General features: G+C 47.8%; 19 protein-coding genes. 6 read left to right on the forward strand and 13 right to left on the reverse strand.

The features are described from left to right. Positions 1-35: 35 nt before the first annotated feature. The 6 genes from MHH93_RS05290 to MHH93_RS05315 form a co-directional block, all read right to left on the reverse strand. Positions 36-1,208, reverse strand: coding sequence for a rhamnogalacturonan acetylesterase (locus MHH93_RS05290; RefSeq protein ID WP_500053111.1), 1,173 nt, complete (start codon positions 1,206-1,208; stop codon positions 36-38). Between the two features lie 51 nt (positions 1,209-1,259). Continuing rightward, positions 1,260-2,279 (reverse strand): dienelactone hydrolase family protein, encoded by a 1,020-nt coding sequence (locus MHH93_RS05295; protein ID WP_500053112.1) that lies wholly within the window; start codon positions 2,277-2,279, stop codon positions 1,260-1,262. A gap of 187 nt (positions 2,280-2,466) precedes the next feature. Beyond that, positions 2,467-4,713 carry an MMPL family transporter gene (locus tag MHH93_RS05300; RefSeq protein WP_500053113.1) on the reverse strand — a complete coding sequence of 749 codons (2,247 nt, stop codon included), beginning with the start codon at positions 4,711-4,713 and terminating at the stop codon, positions 2,467-2,469. Between the two features lie 41 nt (positions 4,714-4,754). Next, positions 4,755-5,909, reverse strand: a complete 1,155-nt coding sequence (locus MHH93_RS05305) for a type III polyketide synthase (RefSeq protein WP_500053114.1) — start codon at positions 5,907-5,909, stop codon at positions 4,755-4,757. A gap of 233 nt (positions 5,910-6,142) precedes the next feature. Beyond that, entirely contained in the window at positions 6,143-6,763 is a 621-nt protein-coding gene (locus MHH93_RS05310) for a flavin reductase family protein (protein ID WP_500053115.1), read from the reverse strand. A 168-nt stretch (positions 6,764-6,931) separates the two neighbouring features. Further along, positions 6,932-7,924, reverse strand: coding sequence for an iron-hydroxamate ABC transporter substrate-binding protein (locus tag MHH93_RS05315; protein WP_500053116.1), 993 nt, complete (start codon positions 7,922-7,924; stop codon positions 6,932-6,934). A 452-nt stretch (positions 7,925-8,376) separates the two neighbouring features. Here MHH93_RS05315 and MHH93_RS05320 point away from each other — a divergent pair, with 452 nt between their 5' ends. After that, the gene (locus MHH93_RS05320) at positions 8,377-9,027 is read left to right on the forward strand and encodes a hypothetical protein (RefSeq protein WP_500053117.1); all 651 of its coding nucleotides are present in this window, start codon (positions 8,377-8,379) and stop codon (positions 9,025-9,027) included. 144 nt (positions 9,028-9,171) lie between these two features. On the opposite strand, the gene MHH93_RS05325 is transcribed toward MHH93_RS05320, so the two are convergent. Both MHH93_RS05325 and MHH93_RS05330 read right to left on the reverse strand, forming a co-directional pair. Further along, positions 9,172-10,401: a multidrug effflux MFS transporter gene (locus MHH93_RS05325; protein ID WP_500053118.1), complete on the reverse strand. Its 1,230-nt coding sequence runs from the start codon at positions 10,399-10,401 to the stop codon at positions 9,172-9,174. A gap of 6 nt (positions 10,402-10,407) precedes the next feature. After that, positions 10,408-11,151, reverse strand: coding sequence for a GTP pyrophosphokinase (locus tag MHH93_RS05330; RefSeq protein ID WP_036608962.1), 744 nt, complete (start codon positions 11,149-11,151; stop codon positions 10,408-10,410). A gap of 263 nt (positions 11,152-11,414) precedes the next feature. Between MHH93_RS05330 and MHH93_RS05335 the strand changes: the two genes are divergently transcribed. Both MHH93_RS05335 and MHH93_RS05340 read left to right on the forward strand, forming a co-directional pair. After that, positions 11,415-12,215, forward strand: a complete 801-nt coding sequence (locus MHH93_RS05335) for an alpha/beta hydrolase family protein (RefSeq protein WP_500053119.1) — start codon at positions 11,415-11,417, stop codon at positions 12,213-12,215. An 82-nt stretch (positions 12,216-12,297) separates the two neighbouring features. After that, on the forward strand, positions 12,298-13,020 hold the full coding sequence (locus MHH93_RS05340; RefSeq protein ID WP_500053120.1) for a YoaK family protein: 723 nt from the start codon (positions 12,298-12,300) through the stop codon (positions 13,018-13,020). A gap of 61 nt (positions 13,021-13,081) precedes the next feature. Here MHH93_RS05340 and MHH93_RS05345 read toward each other — a convergent pair whose 3' ends face one another. After that, complete coding sequence (locus MHH93_RS05345) at positions 13,082-13,978, reverse strand: LysR family transcriptional regulator (RefSeq protein ID WP_500053121.1); 897 nt, start codon at positions 13,976-13,978, stop codon at positions 13,082-13,084. 140 nt (positions 13,979-14,118) lie between these two features. On the opposite strand from MHH93_RS05345, the gene MHH93_RS05350 reads away from it, so the two are divergent. From MHH93_RS05350 to MHH93_RS05360, 3 genes are all read left to right on the forward strand, one after another. Then, entirely contained in the window at positions 14,119-14,808 is a 690-nt protein-coding gene (locus MHH93_RS05350; protein WP_500053122.1) for an O-methyltransferase, read from the forward strand. Between the two features lie 93 nt (positions 14,809-14,901). After that, complete coding sequence (locus MHH93_RS05355) at positions 14,902-16,209, forward strand: MFS transporter (RefSeq protein ID WP_500053124.1); 1,308 nt, start codon at positions 14,902-14,904, stop codon at positions 16,207-16,209. 153 nt (positions 16,210-16,362) lie between these two features. Further along, positions 16,363-17,475: an AbrB family transcriptional regulator gene (locus MHH93_RS05360; protein ID WP_500053125.1), complete on the forward strand. Its 1,113-nt coding sequence runs from the start codon at positions 16,363-16,365 to the stop codon at positions 17,473-17,475. A 132-nt stretch (positions 17,476-17,607) separates the two neighbouring features. Here MHH93_RS05360 and MHH93_RS05365 read toward each other — a convergent pair whose 3' ends face one another. From MHH93_RS05365 to treP, 4 genes are all read right to left on the reverse strand, one after another. Beyond that, the gene (locus MHH93_RS05365; RefSeq protein ID WP_215075203.1) at positions 17,608-17,811 is read right to left on the reverse strand and encodes a hypothetical protein; all 204 of its coding nucleotides are present in this window, start codon (positions 17,809-17,811) and stop codon (positions 17,608-17,610) included. A gap of 75 nt (positions 17,812-17,886) precedes the next feature. After that, positions 17,887-18,165, reverse strand: coding sequence for a YkgJ family cysteine cluster protein (locus tag MHH93_RS05370; RefSeq protein ID WP_500053127.1), 279 nt, complete (start codon positions 18,163-18,165; stop codon positions 17,887-17,889). Between the two features lie 92 nt (positions 18,166-18,257). Continuing rightward, positions 18,258-19,109, reverse strand: coding sequence for a chemotaxis protein (locus MHH93_RS05375; protein WP_500053128.1), 852 nt, complete (start codon positions 19,107-19,109; stop codon positions 18,258-18,260). Between the two features lie 437 nt (positions 19,110-19,546). Then, a complete protein-coding gene (gene treP / locus MHH93_RS05380) occupies positions 19,547-21,565 on the reverse strand; it encodes a PTS system trehalose-specific EIIBC component (RefSeq protein WP_500053129.1) in 2,019 nt (672 codons plus the stop codon). Positions 21,566-21,587: the final 22 nt, after the last annotated feature.

The raw sequence follows: 21,587 nt of genomic DNA on the forward strand, positions 1-21,587 counted from the left end.
CAAATCCGGGTCATGCAGGCCGATTAAATTGCACATCAGAATCCATTCAGTCCCTGTCTTCTCAGATCCGCAGCCACAATGCGAGCAAGCTCCGCAGCACCTTGACGATTCGGATGCAGACTGTCCCCTGTCATATACAGAGCAAGTGTTGCCGCCGGACCTATGGAAGTGAAATAGGCCGAACTCAACTTATTCAATTCAACCAGGGTGACCCCCTCTTCCTGAGCGAGTGCACGAGTGGATGGATTGTACCAGCGGTTCTCCGCTTGATGTACATTGGAAGTATTAAAGTCTGTTGCCCGGCCTTGTGGCGTGGAAAGTATGACCGTTGCTCCTTTGTTCTTCGCCTGGCGCACCATATCCCGCATGATCTCTTTAAACTGCGCCTCCGTCGTATTGTTCTTGGCATTGGTGTCATTAATTCCGAATTGCAGAATAAAATAATCTCCCGGCTTGATATACTTGAGAATGGCCTCCATCTGACCATCATCGCGGAATCCTCTCGCAAACTGACCACTTGCAGCCATATTGCGAACCTGGAATGTAGCATTGTTCACATAGGACGGAAACAGCTGTCCCCACCCTCCTTGTACACTACTGCCAAGCGGATAATAATTGCAAACTGTTGAATCCCCACCAATATAAATCGTGCGGTTGGTTACGGTCTGATTGGATATCTTCCGGATCTCGAGTGCGCTGAGTGTAAATGCAGTGCCTGTCTTTCCTTCCGTAATGAGCAGATTTAGTTGCCCGTCGGTTATCGGAATTTGAAATTGATCCGTCGCCCCGTTCCCCGTCATGTTGATGATCTGGTACACACCTTCTGCCGCCACACTTGCTCTGGCTGTATTGCCCAGAACCACTTTGACCTCGTATAGGCCATTGGACAGGTTCACATTGAAAGTATTAGTGCTCTTCGTGCCAAACGTCAGAAATTGTACGGCGTCACTCATCACTCCGCTTCCAGAGGCAGACACATTTCGCATATTGGCAGGTGTATTGAACCCATAACCTTTGGTAGCAGTGTAAGCATCTCCTGCGGACACGCCTGTGTAACCGCTCTCAACCGGACCCGAACCAAAATCAAATCTGTAATTGTCCGTTGCTGCTTCGGCGACTTGCCCTCCACTGCTTCCCGGACCGATGCTTATCGTACTTGCAAACAGAACCAGACAGAATAAAAATTTTACCGATGCTGACCATTTCATCACTAAATTCTCCTCTCGTTATAGAATTAAATTGCTGCATGATCCACAACCTCACAGAACTTGATCAAGCCAGTCATAGGCCTTCGCTCCGCTAATCTCATGTCCACCTGTAAAGAAATCCGCATCCAGTGATTCTGCTGCTCCCGCTTGTTCATAGATGTATGTCAATCGCTTATAGGCTTCTGTTGCTGCATCGAGCGGAAATACTTGGTCATCACTTCCGGCTTCAATAAAGAGCGGTCTAGGTACAATCAGGCCAATCAGATCAGGCAACTCCGCTTCACGCAGGATACCTGGAACATAATTGTCCAGACAATGGTTCCGATCCAGTATGCTACCCTGGAATGTACTTGCATAGCCACTTACTACAACTGCACGGAAGCGTTCATCCAGCGCGGCTGTAAATGCGGTCACCAGACCACCGCCCGAAATACCCATGCTTCCAATTCGCTCCGAATCCACTTCGGGTCGGGTCAATATATAATCCAGTACTCTAGTTGTTTCATACACCCGATGCCCGGCGAGAGTCTTCCCCACCATGAGCAGATGCGCTGCAATCTTTGTACAGGAACTTGCCCCTGGAGGCGCATCGCGGTCCTCTTCAAGTCTTCGATCACCAAATCCGAGCAGCTCTGGAGCCGCAACCACATATCCACGCTTCACAAGAGCTACTGCAAAATCCTTGTGTAGTCCAGTCTCTCTTGTCCGTGGCGATCCATCAGGTTCCATACCAGAGATCTCCCGGCTACCGTACCCGTGACCATGACAAGCAACGATAGCAGGTCTTCTCACCTCGGTAGTGCTTCCATCACCTGGAATCAATACATACACAGGCATACGGAGTCCTGTATAGGTCGTGATCTCAACCCGCTCCCGAATATATCCGTCACATGGAATGCGCTCGAGTAAGACAGGATCCAGTGCTGCTACCATGGTTGGAAAACCGCCCAGCCGTTCTTTCATGCGAATGCGTAACTGACTGCGCCATAATTCCAGGGGTTGATCCGCATGATACGCGGAACGACCACGAAGATTCGTTTGTTGTTGTAGATAGGCTTCAATATCAGACATGGGCTTGTGTCCCTCCTGTTTTTCGTAGGATAACGTAGATGAAAATATCATATGGAATGAATCCCATCCATTATAGAACATTGATGTCACTCATGAATTGAACATGTTTGCCAGCTTTGAATGGAATCACACGATTTCTAGCCAAAAAAGGATATCTCCAACCTGAAAACAGGTTACGAAATATCCTTCATTTCATCTGACCTGGCAGCCACCAGTTCCACCTGCCCATTAATTTCATTAACGCAGGTACAAGTATTAGCCGGATCAACGTAACGTCAATCAACACCGCAGCCGTGATTCCGATCCCTAACTGCCTCACACCTGCGACTTCAGCAAAAGCAAACGGTACGGTCACCGCAAGCAGTATTGCTGCTGCGGAGGTAACCAGACGACCTGTAGAAGCCAAGCCCTGTTGGACAGCCATATCACTGTCTCCGGTTCGTCTATACATCTCCTGAATACGGCTCAGCATAAAAACACCATAATCCATGGATATGCCGAACACCAATCCTGCAATGAATACAGGAATCATAATGGCAATGGCTGACGGCTCCATCCCCAAATGTCCTTCATTAAACACCCACACCAATATGCCAAATGAAGCCGCTAAGCTAAGCAGATTCATCACAATTGCCTTGATTGGAATGAGCAGAGATCTGAATGCCGCCAGTAACACAAGATAATTCGATACCACTACAAATACTAGCACTTTGGGCAGTTGACTTGTGACTTCCTGCATGATTTCAACCTGCTCGGCAGCTTCCCCGCCATAACGCAGTCTTATGTTGGTGGAACCAAGTGTATAATCACTCTTCCTCATTCGTTCCAGCCAGTCTGCCACCTGTTCCGAACCCGGCTCCCCCTGCACGGTGGCAATCAATCGAATGGAATGATCAGTTACCGTTGAACGCAGCCATGCCGCCCTTGTTGACTCCTTGTCTTCTATGGATGAAGTGAGGGACGGCGGTGAACTTTTAAAAAGGCTTTGCGTGCCATTTTGGTTCGGCTGTAAAAGGCCCCATGGTGTCACAATGCTCCATACGTCCGAGTCCTGCAATAGTTGACGTGTTTTGTTGTGGGCCATCTGCCAGTGCGAGGCAGTCAACCGTTCCTGCTGTCCGGCAATCAGGATCTCGATGGTGGAGGTCTTCTTTTGACCCAAATCATGCTGCAACTGCTCCGCTGCCTGGCGGGACTCCATTCTGGCTGGCAGTGAAGAGGCATCCGGGACCGACAGCTCCAGCCGGGTCACTGGATAGACACACAGGAGCAGCACAACCGTACCTCCAATGGCCATGCTGACGGGCCGTTTCATGACCATGGCTGACCATCTATGCCAGACCGAGCGTCTGGGTAATGGATGGACGACCTTTCGCCTGAAGATCCGATCTGCAGACAGTGACAGCAGGGCTGGCAGCAGTGTAACATTCAACATTAGCGATACGAGCAGAACAATCATGGCCCCCAAGGAGACACTTAGAAACATAGGCAGTCTGATCCAAAGCAGACCCAGAAGCCCAAGGAGCACGCAAGCTGCCGAGAATAACACCGCTCTGCCTGCTGTACGTAGGGTTCGCTGAAGAATATCGCTGCGCAGAACATCGCTCTGCATATCCAGACTTCTGCCTGTAACGTGAGCTTCACCTTCATCTTCATAGGCACGCTGAAGTTCTTCCCTGTACCTGCTCAGAATGATGAGGGCAAAGTCTATACTCAGTGCCATGCCCACCATGGGAATAACGTTAATGATAAAGTTGGACAATTCCAGATGATTACCAAGGAGAGTCGTGACTCCCATCGCTGTAATCACAGCACTGATCCCCATCATGACCGCGATCAATGCGGCATATAGCCCCCTGAATGCGAAGCACAAAACGATCAGGGCAATCGGCAGCCCCACCATCTCTGCCCGCTCCAGGTCACGAAAGCTCAGATGATTGACATCCTGCTGCACGACTGCCTTTCCCGTCAATTGCACCGTACCCGGACCATCTGCTGCCAGCACGGCGCGCAACTGCTCCAGGGGAGGACCCATCTGATGCGGGGGCACATTCATTTTCACAAAGACATATGCCCTATGGTCTTGCAGCGTCACCCTGTCGCCAGCATCCAGAGGTGACGTGATAGAGGTTACCGCAGGTAACAATTGAACCTGTGTCAGACTATCCCTGATCCACTGCCGGAACGCTAATGTCGAGGTATTTTCCTTTTTCTCAAAAACCAGAATAACCGGATCAGCAGGAGAATTGAATTCATGCTCCAGAACACGCTCAACCGCATGCGCATCCCCGTCAACCCGTTTCAATCCGTGATCCTGAACAATATCAGGCAACCTCCACGCCCAGATCGCTGACATCCCGATGATAAATACCCAGCAGAGAATAATGAACCGCGGATATCGGCTGATGAAGGCAGCAAGTCTGCGATAAGCCATACCTAAGCTCCTCTGCAATCAGATTAGTCATTCGAGTATGTTCATTGGATGCTATGATTCACGGGCGTTCTGTTTGCTATGCGGGCAGGGATGTAGGTAAAAGGAAGTAATTCTGCTGTTAGTCCCGGGCCGAAGGCCAGCGCTATCCCGCTGGAAGGATCTTCGTTCTGTCTGTAATCCTCACGGATGGCTTGAAGAACAAAAAGAATCGTCACGGACGACAGGTTCCCATAATCTCGCAGGATGTTACGGCTGTAGGAGACCTGCTCATCGGTTAACTGATACAGCTTCTGAACGGCATCCACGATACCTCTGCCTCCCGGATGGATCGCCCATATTTCAGGTAAACTGCTCCCCTCGAGCATTCGTTCTACCTCTGGACCGAGATGCAAACCAAGCAGCTTCGGAATCTGTGGTGACAGGTAGAGATCAAAGCCTGTATTGCCCACTTCCCAGATCATTTCTTCTGCACAATCCGGGAGGAGCGTTGAGTGCCCACGGCCCAATTGAAAACATTCATTGCGACCTGTTCCGGACGCACCAATAACACAGGCCGAGGCACCGTCACCGAAGAACGATGCGGCATACAGGTCGTCCCGTTTGGCAGATGGCTGAAAATGAAGCGTGCACAGCTCCACACACACAATGAGAACCGTAGCCTTCTGATCTGTCGTTACAATGGAATTGGCCAGTTGTATCGCCTTCAGACCAGCTGCACATCCTTGAAACACCAGTGGTATCCGATTGATCTGCGGTGACAGTTCAAGCTGCTGGATCAGCCGAACATCAAGTCCGGGCAGAAATTGCCCTGTGCAACTCACTGTAATGAGGTGTGTAATTTCCGACGAAGTTATGTCTGCATCCTGAAGCGCCTTTTCGGCCGCTTCCAGACCTAATGGAACGGCTGCAGCTTTGTATTTCCCCATACGCTCGGATGTAGTCGGAACCACCTCCGTACTGGTGAAAGGTAAATATCGGCAAGAATCAACAGGCTCAAGCAGATTCGGTTCACACGTATAACGAGTTTCCACACCGCACTGATTAAAGATTCGTTTCGCCCACCTTCTCGCATCTGGCTCATGTTCCAGCGCTTGTGCGAGACGGGCAGATACATCTTTTTGCTCAATTCTGTGGGCAGGCCACGCCGTTCCTATTCCCATAATACTGGCCCCGGTAGTTGCCTCAAGCTGGTTCATCGGTTTAACCTCCTATATCGTACATGTTCAAAAGTAAGTTTTCCAAACAACCCATATATAAAATAGGTTCATATGAAATGTGCAAGATATAGTACAAGTCTATTCACTACCTGTCCTGTTTATGTTCATATTAACAAGCAAAGGCGGACAACATATGCGAGTTTCGCACGTGTTGTCCGCCTTTATCTACAGGGTTATACCCTTTCACAAATTACATATAGGATCTTTCATACCTATTCAGGGCGTATTATGGTAAATCTCTCTCCGAGCTTGGCATAATCATTACCCGCAAGTCGGCTGACTGGTTTCAAATGATCCATCAGGATATACCCTTTGTCCGGATTATAGACTTCTTCGCTGAAATGATACTGCACTATGCGTACCAGCAGCAGATCACTCATCGGTTTGCCATCATCGTTATTAATAGGAATGTGCTGGTACAGCTCACACTCCATCCGAATAAGTGCTTCCTTTATTCCTGGCACGGTGACTTTTGTACTTGGCACTGTAGTGAGTTTCGTCCGCTCAAGCTCACTTTCATGGGGTTCAAGTATAGCTGCTGTCTCGTTCACTTCTTCTATGATTGCCTCATCACATATATGCACGACCAGCTCTTTATGAGCAATCACATTACGTGCGGTATCCTTCATCATGCCATCTTTACGTGCAATGGATATGGATAACAGCGGCGGGTCCGAACTAACCACATTGAAGAAACTGAAAGGCGCTGCGTTGATCACACCATACTCATCTGAACGTGTCGTCACAAAAGCAATTGGACGCGGCACCACTGAACCACTCATCAGTTTATAGTTGTCTCTTCCCGTTATTTCACGTGGATCCAATGTATACATATGTAAATATCCCCTTCTCTGCTCATGTAACCAAGTGTCAATTTCACTTCAAGACACGATTCAACACTCATATTTATTATATAACGTAAAATGCTGAATTAACAAAAAAACTCCCTGGTGCCCATTACACCAGGAAGTAGAAATATGCTTTTTCATATCGACTATTTTTTATTTAACAATGCTGTTCTGAATGTCTTCCATAATTTGAAGGTTCGCTTGAACTCCACTATACAACCAGCTGCTGGAACGGGTAAATTCAAACAAATTACCATTTTTCACAGCCGGAATGCTTTGCCACACTGGATCTTTCAGTGCTTCAGCCCCAGTACCTTCATCACTATTCACAAAGAACAAGTAGTCTACATCCATTTCCGCCAGCTTCTCCATAGAGATGGAAGACCAGTTGCCTGTTGCATTGGCAGAGATTTCTTTTACAACCTCAGGCTCTTGAAGTCCAAGCTCTTTGTACATTACTTCTCCACTCGATACGTTATCACTTACGATAAAGAACTTGCCACTAACCAACCAAATGGCCGCTGCCGATTTTGTTCCACCTGTAACCGTGTTGATCTTTTCCTTGATTTCTGTAGCTTTAAGTTCGTAATCATCCAGTGCTTTCTGTGCTTCAGCACTCTTATTCAGAACTTCTCCGATTTTTAGCAGTGTTTTGCGCCAGTCACTATTAATCTCATCCCCGAGTACATAAGTAGGTGCAATTTTACTGTACTGTTCATATTTCTCACCTTCCACCAAGCTTTCGGAACCGATAATGATCAGATCCGGGTTGAAGCTCGCTACCGCTTCAAAAGGCAGATCGAAGGCAATCGTTGGAATACCATTCAGATCTTTTTGCAGATATTCCTGAATGCCGTTTGCTACGGACCACTGTGCTGCTGGCTTAACACCTAGTGTTACCAGATTATCTTCCAGATAAGAAGCGATAATACGCTCCGGATTCGCCGGGATTTTCACTTCATGTCCCATTGCATCTGTCATTGTTCGCTCTGTAGCGGCTTCTGTTTGCGTTTCTGTCTCCGTTGTTGTATCGTTCTCTCCTGCTGTGTCGTTCTCTGCCGGCTTCGCCCCACACGCGGCCAACCAGATGGACATGACCATCACCGTAATCAGAAGCATGATCATCTTTCTATTTCTCTTAAACACTTTATTATCCCCTTTCAATATGGAAACCTTATTGGCTTTATTGGGACAGATATCAACGTTCAAAAATATGGATACTATTATTGATGCATATCATATCTGTATGTACATTTGTCCAATTCCATTGACAATGATAATTGTTATCAGTTCAATTGTCAATTCGATTATCCTCTGCGCTATAAAGTTGAACTACAGATTATTTACACTGACACTACGATGATACAACAACCTTCCAATCGCTGTTATCCCCAGATTTTTTCGATTCCATGGCTCTATGGGAAAATCCGGGGATAGCGTATGCTTCCGATGCAGCTTTCTTTCAGAAAGCTTTTAGGCGAACGCTTCGCTTTTTCAGGTTTTTTCTATCCTCTCCGTTTTGTGTAAATGATTAGTTCAACTATATAGATCATACAAAATCGTCTTGGTGGCATTCACCTATAGGCGGATGCCGCCATATGCTGAATGCAGAATACCACGACAGGAAGGATGTTCTGTACATGTATTACGACTATAACCCTTATATAAGTTATGGAGAAGACCGTTCCTTTCAATTGCCTCCACTGTTCCCAGGAGGTAGCGGTGGCGGTATACCAGGTGGTCAGACGTTTCCGGGCACACCTGGCGGTCAAGGGACCTATCCACCCTTCATTCCAGGCGGAGGACCAGGTCCATATATCCCCGGTGGCATTCCCGGTACAATTCCGGGTACAGCAACTGGCGTACCTGCGCAACTGGCACAAGGCAATCTGCCGACGTTGCTTAGCGCCTATCCGCGGCCGGTAGGTCAGCCTCCCGCAGAGATGCTTTTTCTGTATAACCTGATCAAAAGCAGCCCCGGTCTGCTTCCGCTCTTCCTTCAGCAACAGCCGCAAAGTCTCACTCAAGCTGTGCAATTTGCACAGACGGGTACAGCGGCACCTCGAGATAACGAACAACGTGCACTGCCCAATTTTTGCTACAACCGTTGGTCCCTTGTCTTCACATATAATGATGTGTACCTGATGTGGCCTGCCATTAATCTGTTTGGTTTTGTGGTGGGGTACTTCTATCCATTCCTCACGCCAGGGATACTGTCCAATACACAGATTTTGTTTGCGCTTTGCTAAACTTGTCCTTACCTACAGCAAGAGCCTCATTTGGAAGCACATTCCCTTCCAAGTGAGGCTCTTTTTTTGTTCTTTTAACCCAAAGGAACTGTACACCATCAAGACTCCAAACAAATAAAGTGTGCACAATCCGTATCTTTAACTTCACAGCTGATCCATCTGACGCTTCCTGCCCCTACTGACCATTAGGAAATAAATTACCAAGGCACCGAGATCAGCACACGCGATAACGATTCCCATTGGCACAGCTGTACCTTCTCCGCCGAGACCAACAAGCGGAGCGACAATACCACCGAACAGGAACGTCATCACACCAATAAGTGCAGACGCACTGCCTGCCGACTTCTCCTGATTAGCCATTGCCAGGGCAAAGGATGCAGTATTAACCAGCCCGACACTGGATACCACCAGGAATAATGGAATCAGCACAGAGATTAGATTGCCTCCTGCCAGAATGGCGATGAGCAGTGAGGTTCCTCCAACCGCTGCGGTTAAGAGTCCTGCGATTAACAGTCGAGTCTCCGATACTTTTCCTGCAAGTCTGCCTGCAACCTGACTAGCCAGAATAATGCCAAGCCCGTTTATGGCAAAGCAGACACTAAACATTTGCGGGGATACCCCGTATATTTTCTGAAGCACAAACGGTGAACCGGATATGTAGGCAAACATGCCAGCTGCTACGAAGCCCTGGGTCAACGCATACCCCATAAACTGACGATCGCCTGCGATCTGGCGAAACGTAATCAAGGTCTGTTTCAATCCCCCGCTTGATCTGCGGTTGGAAGGCAATGTCTCTCCAAGACCGAAAATGACAGCAAACAGCGTCAATATGCCGATGAGACTGAGCAAAATAAATACGCCGCGCCACGACGTGTACGTCAACAATTGTCCGCCAATAATCGGAGCAGCAATCGGGGCGACACCGTTGATCAACATTAACAGGGAGAAGAACCGTGTAAGTTCCGGGCCCGAATATACGTCTCTAACGATTGCCCGAGAGATGACGATCCCTGCCGCTCCGGCTACACCCTGAATGAACCGCAGCACAACAAAAGAGCCCATCGTAGGGCTGACCAGGCAGAGTATGGAAGCAATGGTATAGAGCACAAGTCCTGCAATGAGCGGTGTTCGTCGACCACGTACATCACTTAGAGGTCCGGCAAGCAACTGTCCCACCGCAAGTCCAATCATACAGGCCGTCAGACTGAGTTGAGCATACGAAGTTGATGAACCGAACTCATCGGCCAGCGTGGGCAATGCGGGCAAATACATATCCAGGGACAAGGGCCCGAAGGCCGACAGCGTCCCCAAAATTAATGCCATTCGCACACGCGATGTAGCGTTCGTGTTCAATGGAACTGTTGTACTTTTCATCGAGAACTACTCCCCGCTACCCAGCAGCTTGAGCAGGTTGGACGGCAGTGTGAACTGTTGATTGTTAATGATAATACGACGCAGTTCTTCTTCATCCCGCTCGTTATCCGCATCCTTGATCTCCTGGATCTCCCGGTGAAGTCGCTCCATCTGTTGATCCAGCGCATTTGCCGAATCTGCCGCACTCTTTAACTCTCTCGTCAAATGCTCGGGAACATCCTTGTTGTATTTATAAAAAATTTTATGCTCCAGACTCGCCCAGAAATCCATTGCGATCGTACGGATCTGAATCTCTACACATGCTCGTTCCTCGCCATTGGACATGTACACAGGCACTTCCACGAGAAGGTGAAGGCTTTGGTAGCCGTTTGGCTTCGGATTCTCGATGTAGTCCTTGACCTCCAGAACACGCAGGTCACTCTGGTTGCACAGCATATCCTTAATGCGATAAATATCCGAGATAAAGGAACATGTAATCCGTACCCCGGCAATATCCTTGATATTTTGCTTAATGCTCTCAAACGTTAACTCATGGTTTTTGCGGAACATCTTGTTCATTATGCTCTCAGGGGACTTGAGCCTGGACTTCGTATGCTCTATTGGACTGTAATCATGCAGAGACTGGAATTCTTCTTTCAATACTTCAATCTTGGTCTCCATTTGATCCAGAGCAAATTTATAGATCATCATAAATCTCGTAATTTCATATTTAAATTTTTTGAACTGATCGATTGGATGTGGAGCGTTCATCATGGCTTTCTTCCTTTCTTTCTGCACACTAAAGTTAGTTTTATGAATATGAGGACAAGCGGTCAATCCACATGTCTCCTGAACCATTATAAATCATCTGAAGCCAATAAACGAATTTCTAACATTCAGGCTGGCGATTCAGCCTCGAAGGTATGGGAACTTGTTTTACGCGCATCATATAGAAGCAACCTGTCATTTGACCCGTCATTACGAAGTAAAAGAGGTGGATCGCCCTGCTCTATCAAGTGACGTATTCATCCAATATGCTTCAGGTTAAAGCTTATTTATTCCTGCCACGAGGTTGTTCGTTATACGCTTCCATACATCAGTCTCTACATTTGCAACCGCTCGCCAGCCACTACCCTGCTGCAAATATGCATGATATTGCTCCCATACAGGAACAGTGGCCGGTGTTGATCTATTGTCGCGGTGGGCTCGGCAGCTATGGCGGAGTGAATACCATTTGGCTTGAGCAATTTGTACAGCAAGGTTATATTGTGTTCGCTCCATCCTATCGTGGCAACGAAGGCGGTGAAGGTCGTGACGAGTATGGAGGGAAAGATACAGAAGATGTGCATGCTGCTTATCGTTTGGTACAGCGTTTACCTTTCGTCGATCCGGCCCGGATATCGTTAATGGGGTTTTCCCGTGGAGCCATTAATGCTGTAGATACGGCAACCGCCTACAATGAGGGACCGGATAAAGTACATAAGTTAGTCCTTTGGAGCGGTGTCTCCGATGTCGAACGAACATATCATGAGCGAACGGACCTGAGGCGCACATTGAAACGGGTGCTGGGAGGTTCCCCACGCGCAGTTCCAGAAGCTTATCTCGCCCGATCTCCCTTATCAAAAGCGAACAAACTATCTTGTCCCGTTCTGATCATGCATGGTACATCAGATACACAGGTGAACTACAGCCATGGTACCCGAATGTATCACTGGCTGAGGCGCAGAGGTGCGAACGTTACGTTTCACGCCTATGGAGGGCAGGATCATCATTTTCACGAGAGGATACATGAGGTAGCGGTGAACAATATGTTCGATTGGCTTACAGCACCATAGTGCCGCGCCATGAATTTCATTTTGAAGAATCATGCGATATGGCTGTATACTGGAGGGGTTACGTTTTTTTGAAAGGACGGATATGATGAATCAAAACACCCTCCAAAAGTACTCGATGCTCCTTCTATGTATGTCTGCGGGGATGGTCGATCTGATTGGATATCTGGGACTGGGACATGTGCTCACAGCCAATATGACAGGAAATATTGTATTATTGGGAATTGCCATTGCCCGTGCCCAGGAATTTGTCGTGCTGCGTTCCCTCTTGGCCCTTATCGGCTTTGTTGCTGGCAATGCCATTGCCGCACACATGATCGGGCATGTGCATACCAAAAGTGGCTGGTCCTCTCGGGTTACATCCGTATTCACTGTTGAGAGCATACTGCTCCTGCTATTCGCGATCGCCATGATCAGTCCGTACGCCGAACATCTGTCCTATCTGTTAATTGTCATCCTGGCCGTTGCAATGGGGATGCAGACAACGGCGGCACGCCGCATTGGAATTGCAGGCATCTCCACAACCGTGCTGACCAATAATTTGGCCGCTGTGGTAGAGGATACCGTAAGCATTGTCAGAAGGCTGCGACATGTCAATATCCGAACACTGGCCAAAGCCCTGTCTACCGATTCCTATCTTCGAGCAGGTGCGGTTGTCATCTATCTGGTCGGCGTCATTGTAGCTGCATTGCTATTCCACCGTGTGCCCATGATCGCCGTCTGGATTCCTGTCCTGAGTATTGGCGGTGTAACCCTATACGCCCGGTTGCATGCATGGGGAAGTTCACAGCACAGTGAAGGCAAATAGCCGAAAAAGGATTTGCTTGCGGTAGTTTGTTTCCTTCGAACACATTTTCCAATCGCACTTTTTATTTCATCAAAGACGCCTCTTGGCGGATAAGCTGGACGAGATGCTGTGCAGCAGGCGACAACACCTCTCCGGCTCGTGTACATACGGCAACCGTATTTCTCAACTGTACACCTCGAACGTATACACGGGCCAGCCTGCCTTGCTGTACATCATCCTTCACAACCAAAGAAGATATAAAGTTGGCCCCATAACCTGCCTTCACTGCACTGATTGTTTCATTCAGCCCGTTGAACTGAAGCGCAATGCGGGGAGCGGTCAAGTTATTTGTTGTGCAAAGGGAGACAAGTCTCTCGCGTGTGGCACTGCCTTCTTCGCGCATGATGAACGGCTCTGCCATCATCTCATGCAGCTCAATTTCTTTGCCCGCATATGGATGGTCTGGATGTACAACAAACCACATCTCATCGTCAAACAATTCATCCCATTGGACACCCGCATGTGTAATTCCACTTCCACCATACACTGCAATCTCTGCCTCATAGCGAAGTAACTGGTCAAATGCCAACCTGGTGTTGGTTGTGCTCACAATAATCTCCACATCCTCGTGCATTTGCTTGAACCGCGCAATCCAGCCCGGCAATAGAAAATTAGAAGGCAAGTAGGTTGCCGTAAGACGGATCAGTCCTTTTTTACCCTCCCGAAAATCCTGCACAAAATTCTCGACATCCTGCTCCAGCAAGAATAGACGTTCTGCATAACCTGTTAATTGTACCCCCGCATCCGTAAGCACCAGCCTTCTCCCCTCCGAAACAAAAAGCTGGATTCCCAATTCACGTTCAAACTTCTTCACCTGGGAAGATACCGCTGGCTGACTAATATTCAGTTCCTCTGCGGCACGAGTGACCCCGCCATATCTCACGATGGCATGAAATAATCGTAATCCATGCAAATTCATATATTACACCTCTCCCACGCCGAAATTCATAACCTAAAGTTATATTAACATACATAATATATATTTTATTTATATTTCCAGTCCATCTATAGTTGAACTATGAAATCCAATACAAGAACCAAAGAAAGGAACATGTACAGATGAAAAATACAAATTCAACCGATCTCCAGCATACCTGGACCCAAGTCGACGACTACATGAATGATCTACTGATTCCCTCGGACACCCTGCTGGTGCAAACATTGCAAACCAATGCCGAAGCTGGACTGCCCGCTCATGATGTAACACCAAATCAAGGGAAGTTACTTCAGCTCCTGCTGCAAATTCAAGGCGCATCACGCGTGCTTGAAATCGGCACACTGGGAGGATATAGTACCATCTGGATGGCAAGAGCGCTGCCTGAACAGGGACGCATCGTCTCTCTTGAATCGGAATCACGCCATGCGGACTTGGCGCGAACCAATCTCACACGTGCAGGACTTATGCACAAAGTTGACCTGAGAGTTGGTCCTGCCCTGATCACCCTTCCCGATGTTCAGGAAGAATATAGAGAACCTTTTGATATGATTTTCATTGATGCTGACAAACCGAGTAATCCCGATTATCTGAGATGGGCCCTGAGACTGACTCGTCCGGGGAGTCTTATTATCGGTGACAATATCGTCAGAGATGGTGAAGTGATCCGTACGAACAGCACGGACCCCAGAGTTCAAGGCGTTCGTTCATTCCTGCAGTTGATCGCGGATAACCCCCGCCTTGAAGCTACAGCACTGCAAACGGTCGGTAGCAAAGGTTACGATGGATTCGTCATTGCTCGTGTATTGGATTAACCCTGAACCAAAATAAACAGTGGTCAATTCTTCCGCAAATTCTCCTTTCCTGTTAAACTGGAATGACTGCACAGGCAGACTGGAGGGAACCACTTGAGAGTTTTACAACAGATTCATGCTGAAATTCGCGGCTGGTCCCGCAATATTCAACTTTTTTTCCTGGCAAGCATTCTGTATCAGATCGGAAATGGCATGTTCTCTGTCTTGTACAATCTGTACATTCAGGGGCTCGGCTATAATGATACAATGAACGGCCAGATCGTAAGTATTCAATCACTCGCAACAGCCATAATGTTTGTTCCTATCGGTCTATGCGGTGATCTGTTCAGCCGCAAGCGGCTGCTCATTACCGGGGCGTTGTTCAGCGGAATCTTCCTGATCGGACGCTCCTTCGACTATTCGGCTACAGGACTGATCTGGTTCGCAGTATTTTCTGGCCTTTTCGCTGGTGTATTCCAAGTACTGGCCATTCCTTATCTGGCGGAAAACGTCAAGAAAAGCCAGCGGCTGAAGATGTTTAGCTATTATTCATCCCTTGTGCTCGCCTCCCAGGTGCTTGGTAGCCTGGGTGGCGGTGTATTTGCAGATTTGTTACATACGGCAGGACTCGCCAAAGTGACCGGATTGCAGACCGTTTTGTTTGTCGGCGGTGCAGCCACGCTGGCTGCATTTATACCTCTATTATTTGTAACTGAAGACAAGGTTGCTTCGCAGACACCCATTCCGGCGCAATCAAATCTTCAACCCAATGCAAATCTGAAAGAAAGTTTGACGAATACCGCCAACACGAATGATTCGATCACCAAGAAAAAAGATTCCCGACTGATTGGTCAGTTTGTTGTCACCCAATTATTAATCGGATTAGGTTCAGGACTGGTTGTACCCTATCTGAATCTGTATTTCACCAATCGCTTCTCTGTATCTCTGAGTGGGATGAGTCTGCTCATTGCGCTTGGTCAGATTATGACGATTGTATCCATGCTGATTGGTCCTACTCTGGCTGCAAGGGTCGGAAGCGTCCGGGCCGTTGTCATTTTCCAGGTTATGTCGCTGCCCTTCCTTCTATTAACCGGCTTCACCAACCTGCTGTTTATCGCTTCGCTCAGTTTCTTATTCAGACAAGCCTTGATGAATGCAGCCAATCCCATACATTCAGCCATTCTGGTGGATCGCATCTCGGACAAGCGCCGCGGGATCGCCAATTCACTGATGCAAACAGCTTTCATGATCGGCTGGGCTACCATGGGACCTGTCCAATCTTATCTGGTCACCACGTACGGAACGTATTGGGGTTACGCAATCACATTCAGCATCACAGGCAGTTTATACGTCATTTCATCACTGATGTACTATGTAATGTTCAGAGAAACCAAGCCTTCCGCTGCCGCTCTCGCAAGATAAGCATGAGCAGGCAGTAGTTGCCTTGTTGTTCCACAGATAACGCAACGTAACTCATCATCAGGAGTGATCACACATGAACATGAATCCTTCATCGAACCACCTGAATGCATACCTGAATCTCATACTACCTCATTCAACCGGTAGGCTAAACGGATGGAACTGATGCGTAATCTTGGTTCCTACGTTGTCTTTCGGTTTTTTCTTAGTCTGGGTGTCTCAGTTCTTGGCGGATGGCTGTTCACAGTCATTCATACACCGATCCCGTGGTTGCTCGGGCCCATGGTATTCATGCTGCTTGGTTCACAAGTTGCCAAATGGCCACTCATGTGGCCTGCCTCCATTCGGGACTATGGCATACTGATTGTGGGTTATTCAATAGGTCTCACCTTAACAGAAGAGGCACTGCATGGCATTCTGCAACAACTTCCCATGATGTTGCTGATGACCTTGCTGTTAATCAGCTTGTGTGTGATTACGGCCTACATCGCTTCTAAGGTGACCCACTTTGATTTCCCGTCCCTGCTGGTTGGCAGCATCCCGGGTGGACTATCCCAGATGGTTTCCCTTGCAGAAGAGATGAAATCCATCAATCTGACGCTGGTTACCTTTTTGCAGGTGACTCGGCTGATCATGATTGTCTTCTGTGTGCCTTTCCTGCTATTCAGTCCTTGGATTGGAGGTACAGCAGGTGGTGGAGTGGATCAGCCTTTCATTGAATTAGCGACATGGGGTGCCCTTTTCCCCGAAATTCTCATTTATGCTCCGCTCTGTGTAGCTGGTGCGTGGATTGCACGCAAACTTCGGTTTCCAACAGCCTTTATGCTGGGCCCCATGATCGTCATGTGTGTTATTCAATTAAGTACAGCACTGCACACACCCAGTCTTCCTGCTTCCCTGCTGAACGTATCGCAATTGATGATTGGCAGTCACGTTGGACTGATGCTCAAGCCAGAGCAGTTGCAACGCAAGGCACAGACCATCACGCTAGCCGTGATTAGCAGTGTATTGCTCATTGCAGGAGCGCTTGGATTGAGTTATCTGTTAATGAATGTGTTCTCTCTCTCGGCGGCTACCTCACTACTCAGTATGGCGCCTGGCGGGATGGATCAGATGAGTATCATGGCACATGAAGTGAATGCCGACCTTTCGGTTGTATCCGGGTATCAACTGTTCCGCATCTTGTTTATTTTCTTCATCGTCTCTTCCGTACTGAAGATGATTCTCGTACATATGTTGAAAACGAAGAAAGCTGATCCCTCACTTTAATGATCATACTCAGTTTATTTCCATGCCAAAGAGAGTATCCTCTTGATATCACATCCTGCGGATACTCTCTTTTATTTGTCCAAACACCACTTTAGCATACTGCCCCCATTCCATTTTAAGCAAAATGAAGACTTATGAATAAATTCGGTTGTACATCCAGCCCACAATGCCCACCGTAACTACCGTTGCCCCGATGATAAATGCATAATACCCCATCTTGCTCTTGGACTCCGAAGTCTGATGGTCATAATAATCCGAGTTACGTCGGTAAAATCCCATCCATAACTCCCCGATCATATTCACAACAACCAATACAAAACGTTTAACAAGCCCCATATATTCGCATCTCCTCTCTAGATCGACCTTCTTCCATATTAAGTATAATTATCCTATTTAATTAAAACAAGTCACTTAAACAACTTTCGGTGCAATTACGGTCGGTGCAGTTTCTCGCTCCATCGAAGTTAGAATATCAAATGCTTCCTGATCGGTGCGGCCACACATCTCTTCTTCCGCCTGTAATCCACTGCATACCGCGGGACGCTCTTTTTGGCCAAAAATTCCGCAGCGATTGTCATCCGTAAGCTGCACACAACGTACACCTGCCGGCTTGCCATGAGCCATGCCCGGTATCGGTGATGATATGGAAATCGCGATACAACATGCGGCACAGCCTGTCCTGCATTCCATACGTATTCCCTCCTAATTTCAATACACTTACAATACATGTTCAAAAAGACCGGTTTTCAGTACCAATGAGGATGGGATGAAGCAATAATCTCTTATACTGAACGATTTATCCAGGTCCAGGTTCGTGCGAGCCCCTGCGCTATTCTCTGATTCATGCTTCGATTCGAAAAATATCCCCCGTGACTTAGCGGATTCCAACTCATAGCCACGCCGCCAGAGTTCACTTCAATGTCTTCTTTAACTGCTCTCTCATAGGCAGGATCAATGGGGCGTAACGGATAACCCAAAATATCATCCCGATCGTAGAAATTCACCCATTCCCCTTCCAGTCCGGCATAATACCGATTCACATGGGAAGAGGGAACCTGAATCGGGCGACTAAAGTCATGGTAACGTAAACTCCATAAGGGCAGGGTTGTACCAAAAGAGTAAAAATGGGTCAGTGTGTCCCCCCGCTCCAGAGCCGAGTTCACATCCACAACCTCAGGAACACGACTCGAGGGATATTGCAGATCGTAGAAGAAGTTACTCGCAATTACGGCACCCAAACTATGAGCAACCACACAGAGCGGAGCTTCGGGTCCGTTACGCTGTGCAAGGGTATGCATCGCCTGATTCAACGTTCGATGTACGGCATCATAGTTATGGCCTTGATTTTCCACAGGTTGATATGCAACCGCGTCAGCCAAGTAATGGATGACAAATCGTCGCAGTGCCTGGTAATTCAATCCCGGAGCGCTGACGAGCTGTTGAAACAGTGCCTCTTCCCGCTCCTCAAATACATCCGCCCAATATACGGGCTCAATATCCAGCATCTGTTTGGAGGCTCCAGGCAAGACCATCACCTTGTCTAATTCCTTATGCAAACAAGCAATAAGCTTGTCCGCGTACCCATCCTTTCGCATACCCAGCCCATGAATGACCATCACCGCAATACGTGTCATGGCTCTCCTCCTCTAGGAACTCTTTCTCCACCATATGAACGCCACCACTCGAACATGCCTGAAGCTTGTTTTATTAGAAAATCATACGATATAAAATGAGCTAAAGAATATTTACACTGCACACTCCGATGACAGAACAACCTTCTGATCACTGTTATCCCCAGATTTTTTTATTCGTTTTATAAAGGGTAAAGCCGGGGATAGCATATGCTCCCGATGTAGCTTTCTTGCAGAAAGCTTTTAGCTCCGCTTCTTCAGGTCCTTTCTGTCCTCTCCGTTTTGTGTAAATGTTTAGTTCAATTTTTATAGGAACCTGTATTTCTAAAATGTGATTCTTCCATTTTATATACAGTTTACCATGATGGTCATAAAAATAACGATCTCACAACAAAAAGGGAGCTGCACATCATGCAGCCCCCATCCTGTTGTTATCTCAATTAACCTTTCAGATGAACCTTCAGCACACCATTTTGATTGGATGTAACATCACCTGTCGTGACTTCCACCCGTTCAACCATATCCTGACCATCTGGAATGATAATCGGTGTAATCAGCGGGTATCCCGCATCTTCAATCACCTTACGATCGAATTCCAACAGCTTTTGTCCAGCCTTTACATGCTCGCCAGCTTCGACATGCATATTGAAACCTTCACCCTTGAGGGATACCGTATTAATCCCAACATGGATCAGTACCTGTAAACCACTCGCATGTTCAAGAATTACCGCATGTTTGCTTTTGATTACATGAGCTACCTGAGCATCAAATGGGGCAACTACCACGTTGCCGGAAGGTTCAATCGCTACACCCTCACCCATTTGTTTCTCGGCAAAAGCCGGATCAGGTACTTGCTCCAGTGAAACGGCCTGGCCTGTTAATGGCGCCATGATTTCCAGTGTATTCACGGCTTCATCCCCGACTTGAGCCGCACTGCGAGTGCGCTGGTTCGGATCTGTATTTGCAGCCGAAGAGGTAACGCCCGAAGCAGACTGTGATGTAGCTGCTTTAGGCTCAGCAACGGTTTCATTACTTTCATTACGATCTTCTTTTCTCAGTTTGGCTCTACCAAAAATAACGGTCAGTACAAACGGTACAACCAGGACAATCGCCATGCCGATGAAGAAGACGCCCCACTTGTTAGGGAAAATCGACAGGAATCCAGGTACGCCACCTACACCAATGGAGGTTGCCTGAACATTATTCATCGTCAGCAGCACACCACCAATCGCGGAACCGATCATACCAAAGATAAACGGATAACGGTAACGGATATTCACTCCGAAGATCGCCGGCTCGGTTACCCCGAGGAAGGCCGATACTGAGGATGTTGCCGCAAGTCCTCTCATTTTCTTCTCACGCAGGACAAGCATCATCGCAAGTGCCGCTGAACCCTGTGCAATATTGGACAATGCCAGCATCGGCCACAGGAACGTGCCGCCCTGACTACCAATGAGCTGAACATCCACCGCAAGGAACGTGTGATGCATACCAGTGATAACCAGCAAAGCGTACAAACCACCGTAGATCAGACCGCCCAGCGCCGCGTAGGAATCGTAAACATAGATCAAGCCAGAAGTGATTGCATTCGCGATGGCAAATGTCACTGGACCAATAATCGTAAATGCCAAGAATCCGGTAATCAATAACGTGACTGGTGCAACGACCAGCAGTTTAATGGAGTCATGTACCCTTTTGTTCAGGAAAATCTCCATCTTGGCAAGCAGATAGGCCGATACCAGTACCGGCAGAACCTGCCCTTGATAACCGATCTTCTCAATCTCCCAACCGAACAGATTCCATGTTGGCACCGTGCCATTATTCACGGCATCAGCGTAACCATATGCACTCAGCAGATCGGGATGTACGAGAATAAGACCCAGCACGATCCCGAGCAGCGGACTGCCGCCGAACCTTTTTACAGCTGCCCAACCAATTAAAGCCGGCAGGAACGTAAAGGCTGTACTCGCGATCGTATTAATGATGGACGCAAGATCCTTCCAGGCTGGATAGACATCCACCAGTGATTTTCCATCAAAGAAAATACCTGGACCTGTCAGAATATTGTTAATCCCGAGCAAAAGACCTGCCGTAATGATCGCAGGCAAAATCGGAATAAAAATATCCGAGAGCGTTTTAATCGCTCGCTGAATTGGATTTTGCTTTTTACCAGCGACCGCCTTTACATCATCCTTGGAAGAACGATCTCCCCCGGTGATCTGAATCATCTCATCATAGACCTTATCCACCAGACCAGGCCCGATAACGACCTGGAATTGTCCTTGGGAAGAGAACTGTCCTTTGACCAGATCATTCTGATCCAGACTTTCGGTATCCACTTTACTCTCATCGTACAAGGCAAAACGGAGTCGTGTAACACAGTGTGTTGCAGCTTCAATATTCTCTTTGCCTCCGACTGCCCGGACGATCTCCTCAACCTGTTTTTTATCGATTGCCATAGTGTCACTTCCTATTTATAAA

Origin of the sequence: Priestia sp. FSL H7-0729 (assembly GCF_038005685.1) — a bacterium.
Classification (GTDB): domain Bacteria; phylum Bacillota; class Bacilli; order Paenibacillales; family Paenibacillaceae; genus Paenibacillus.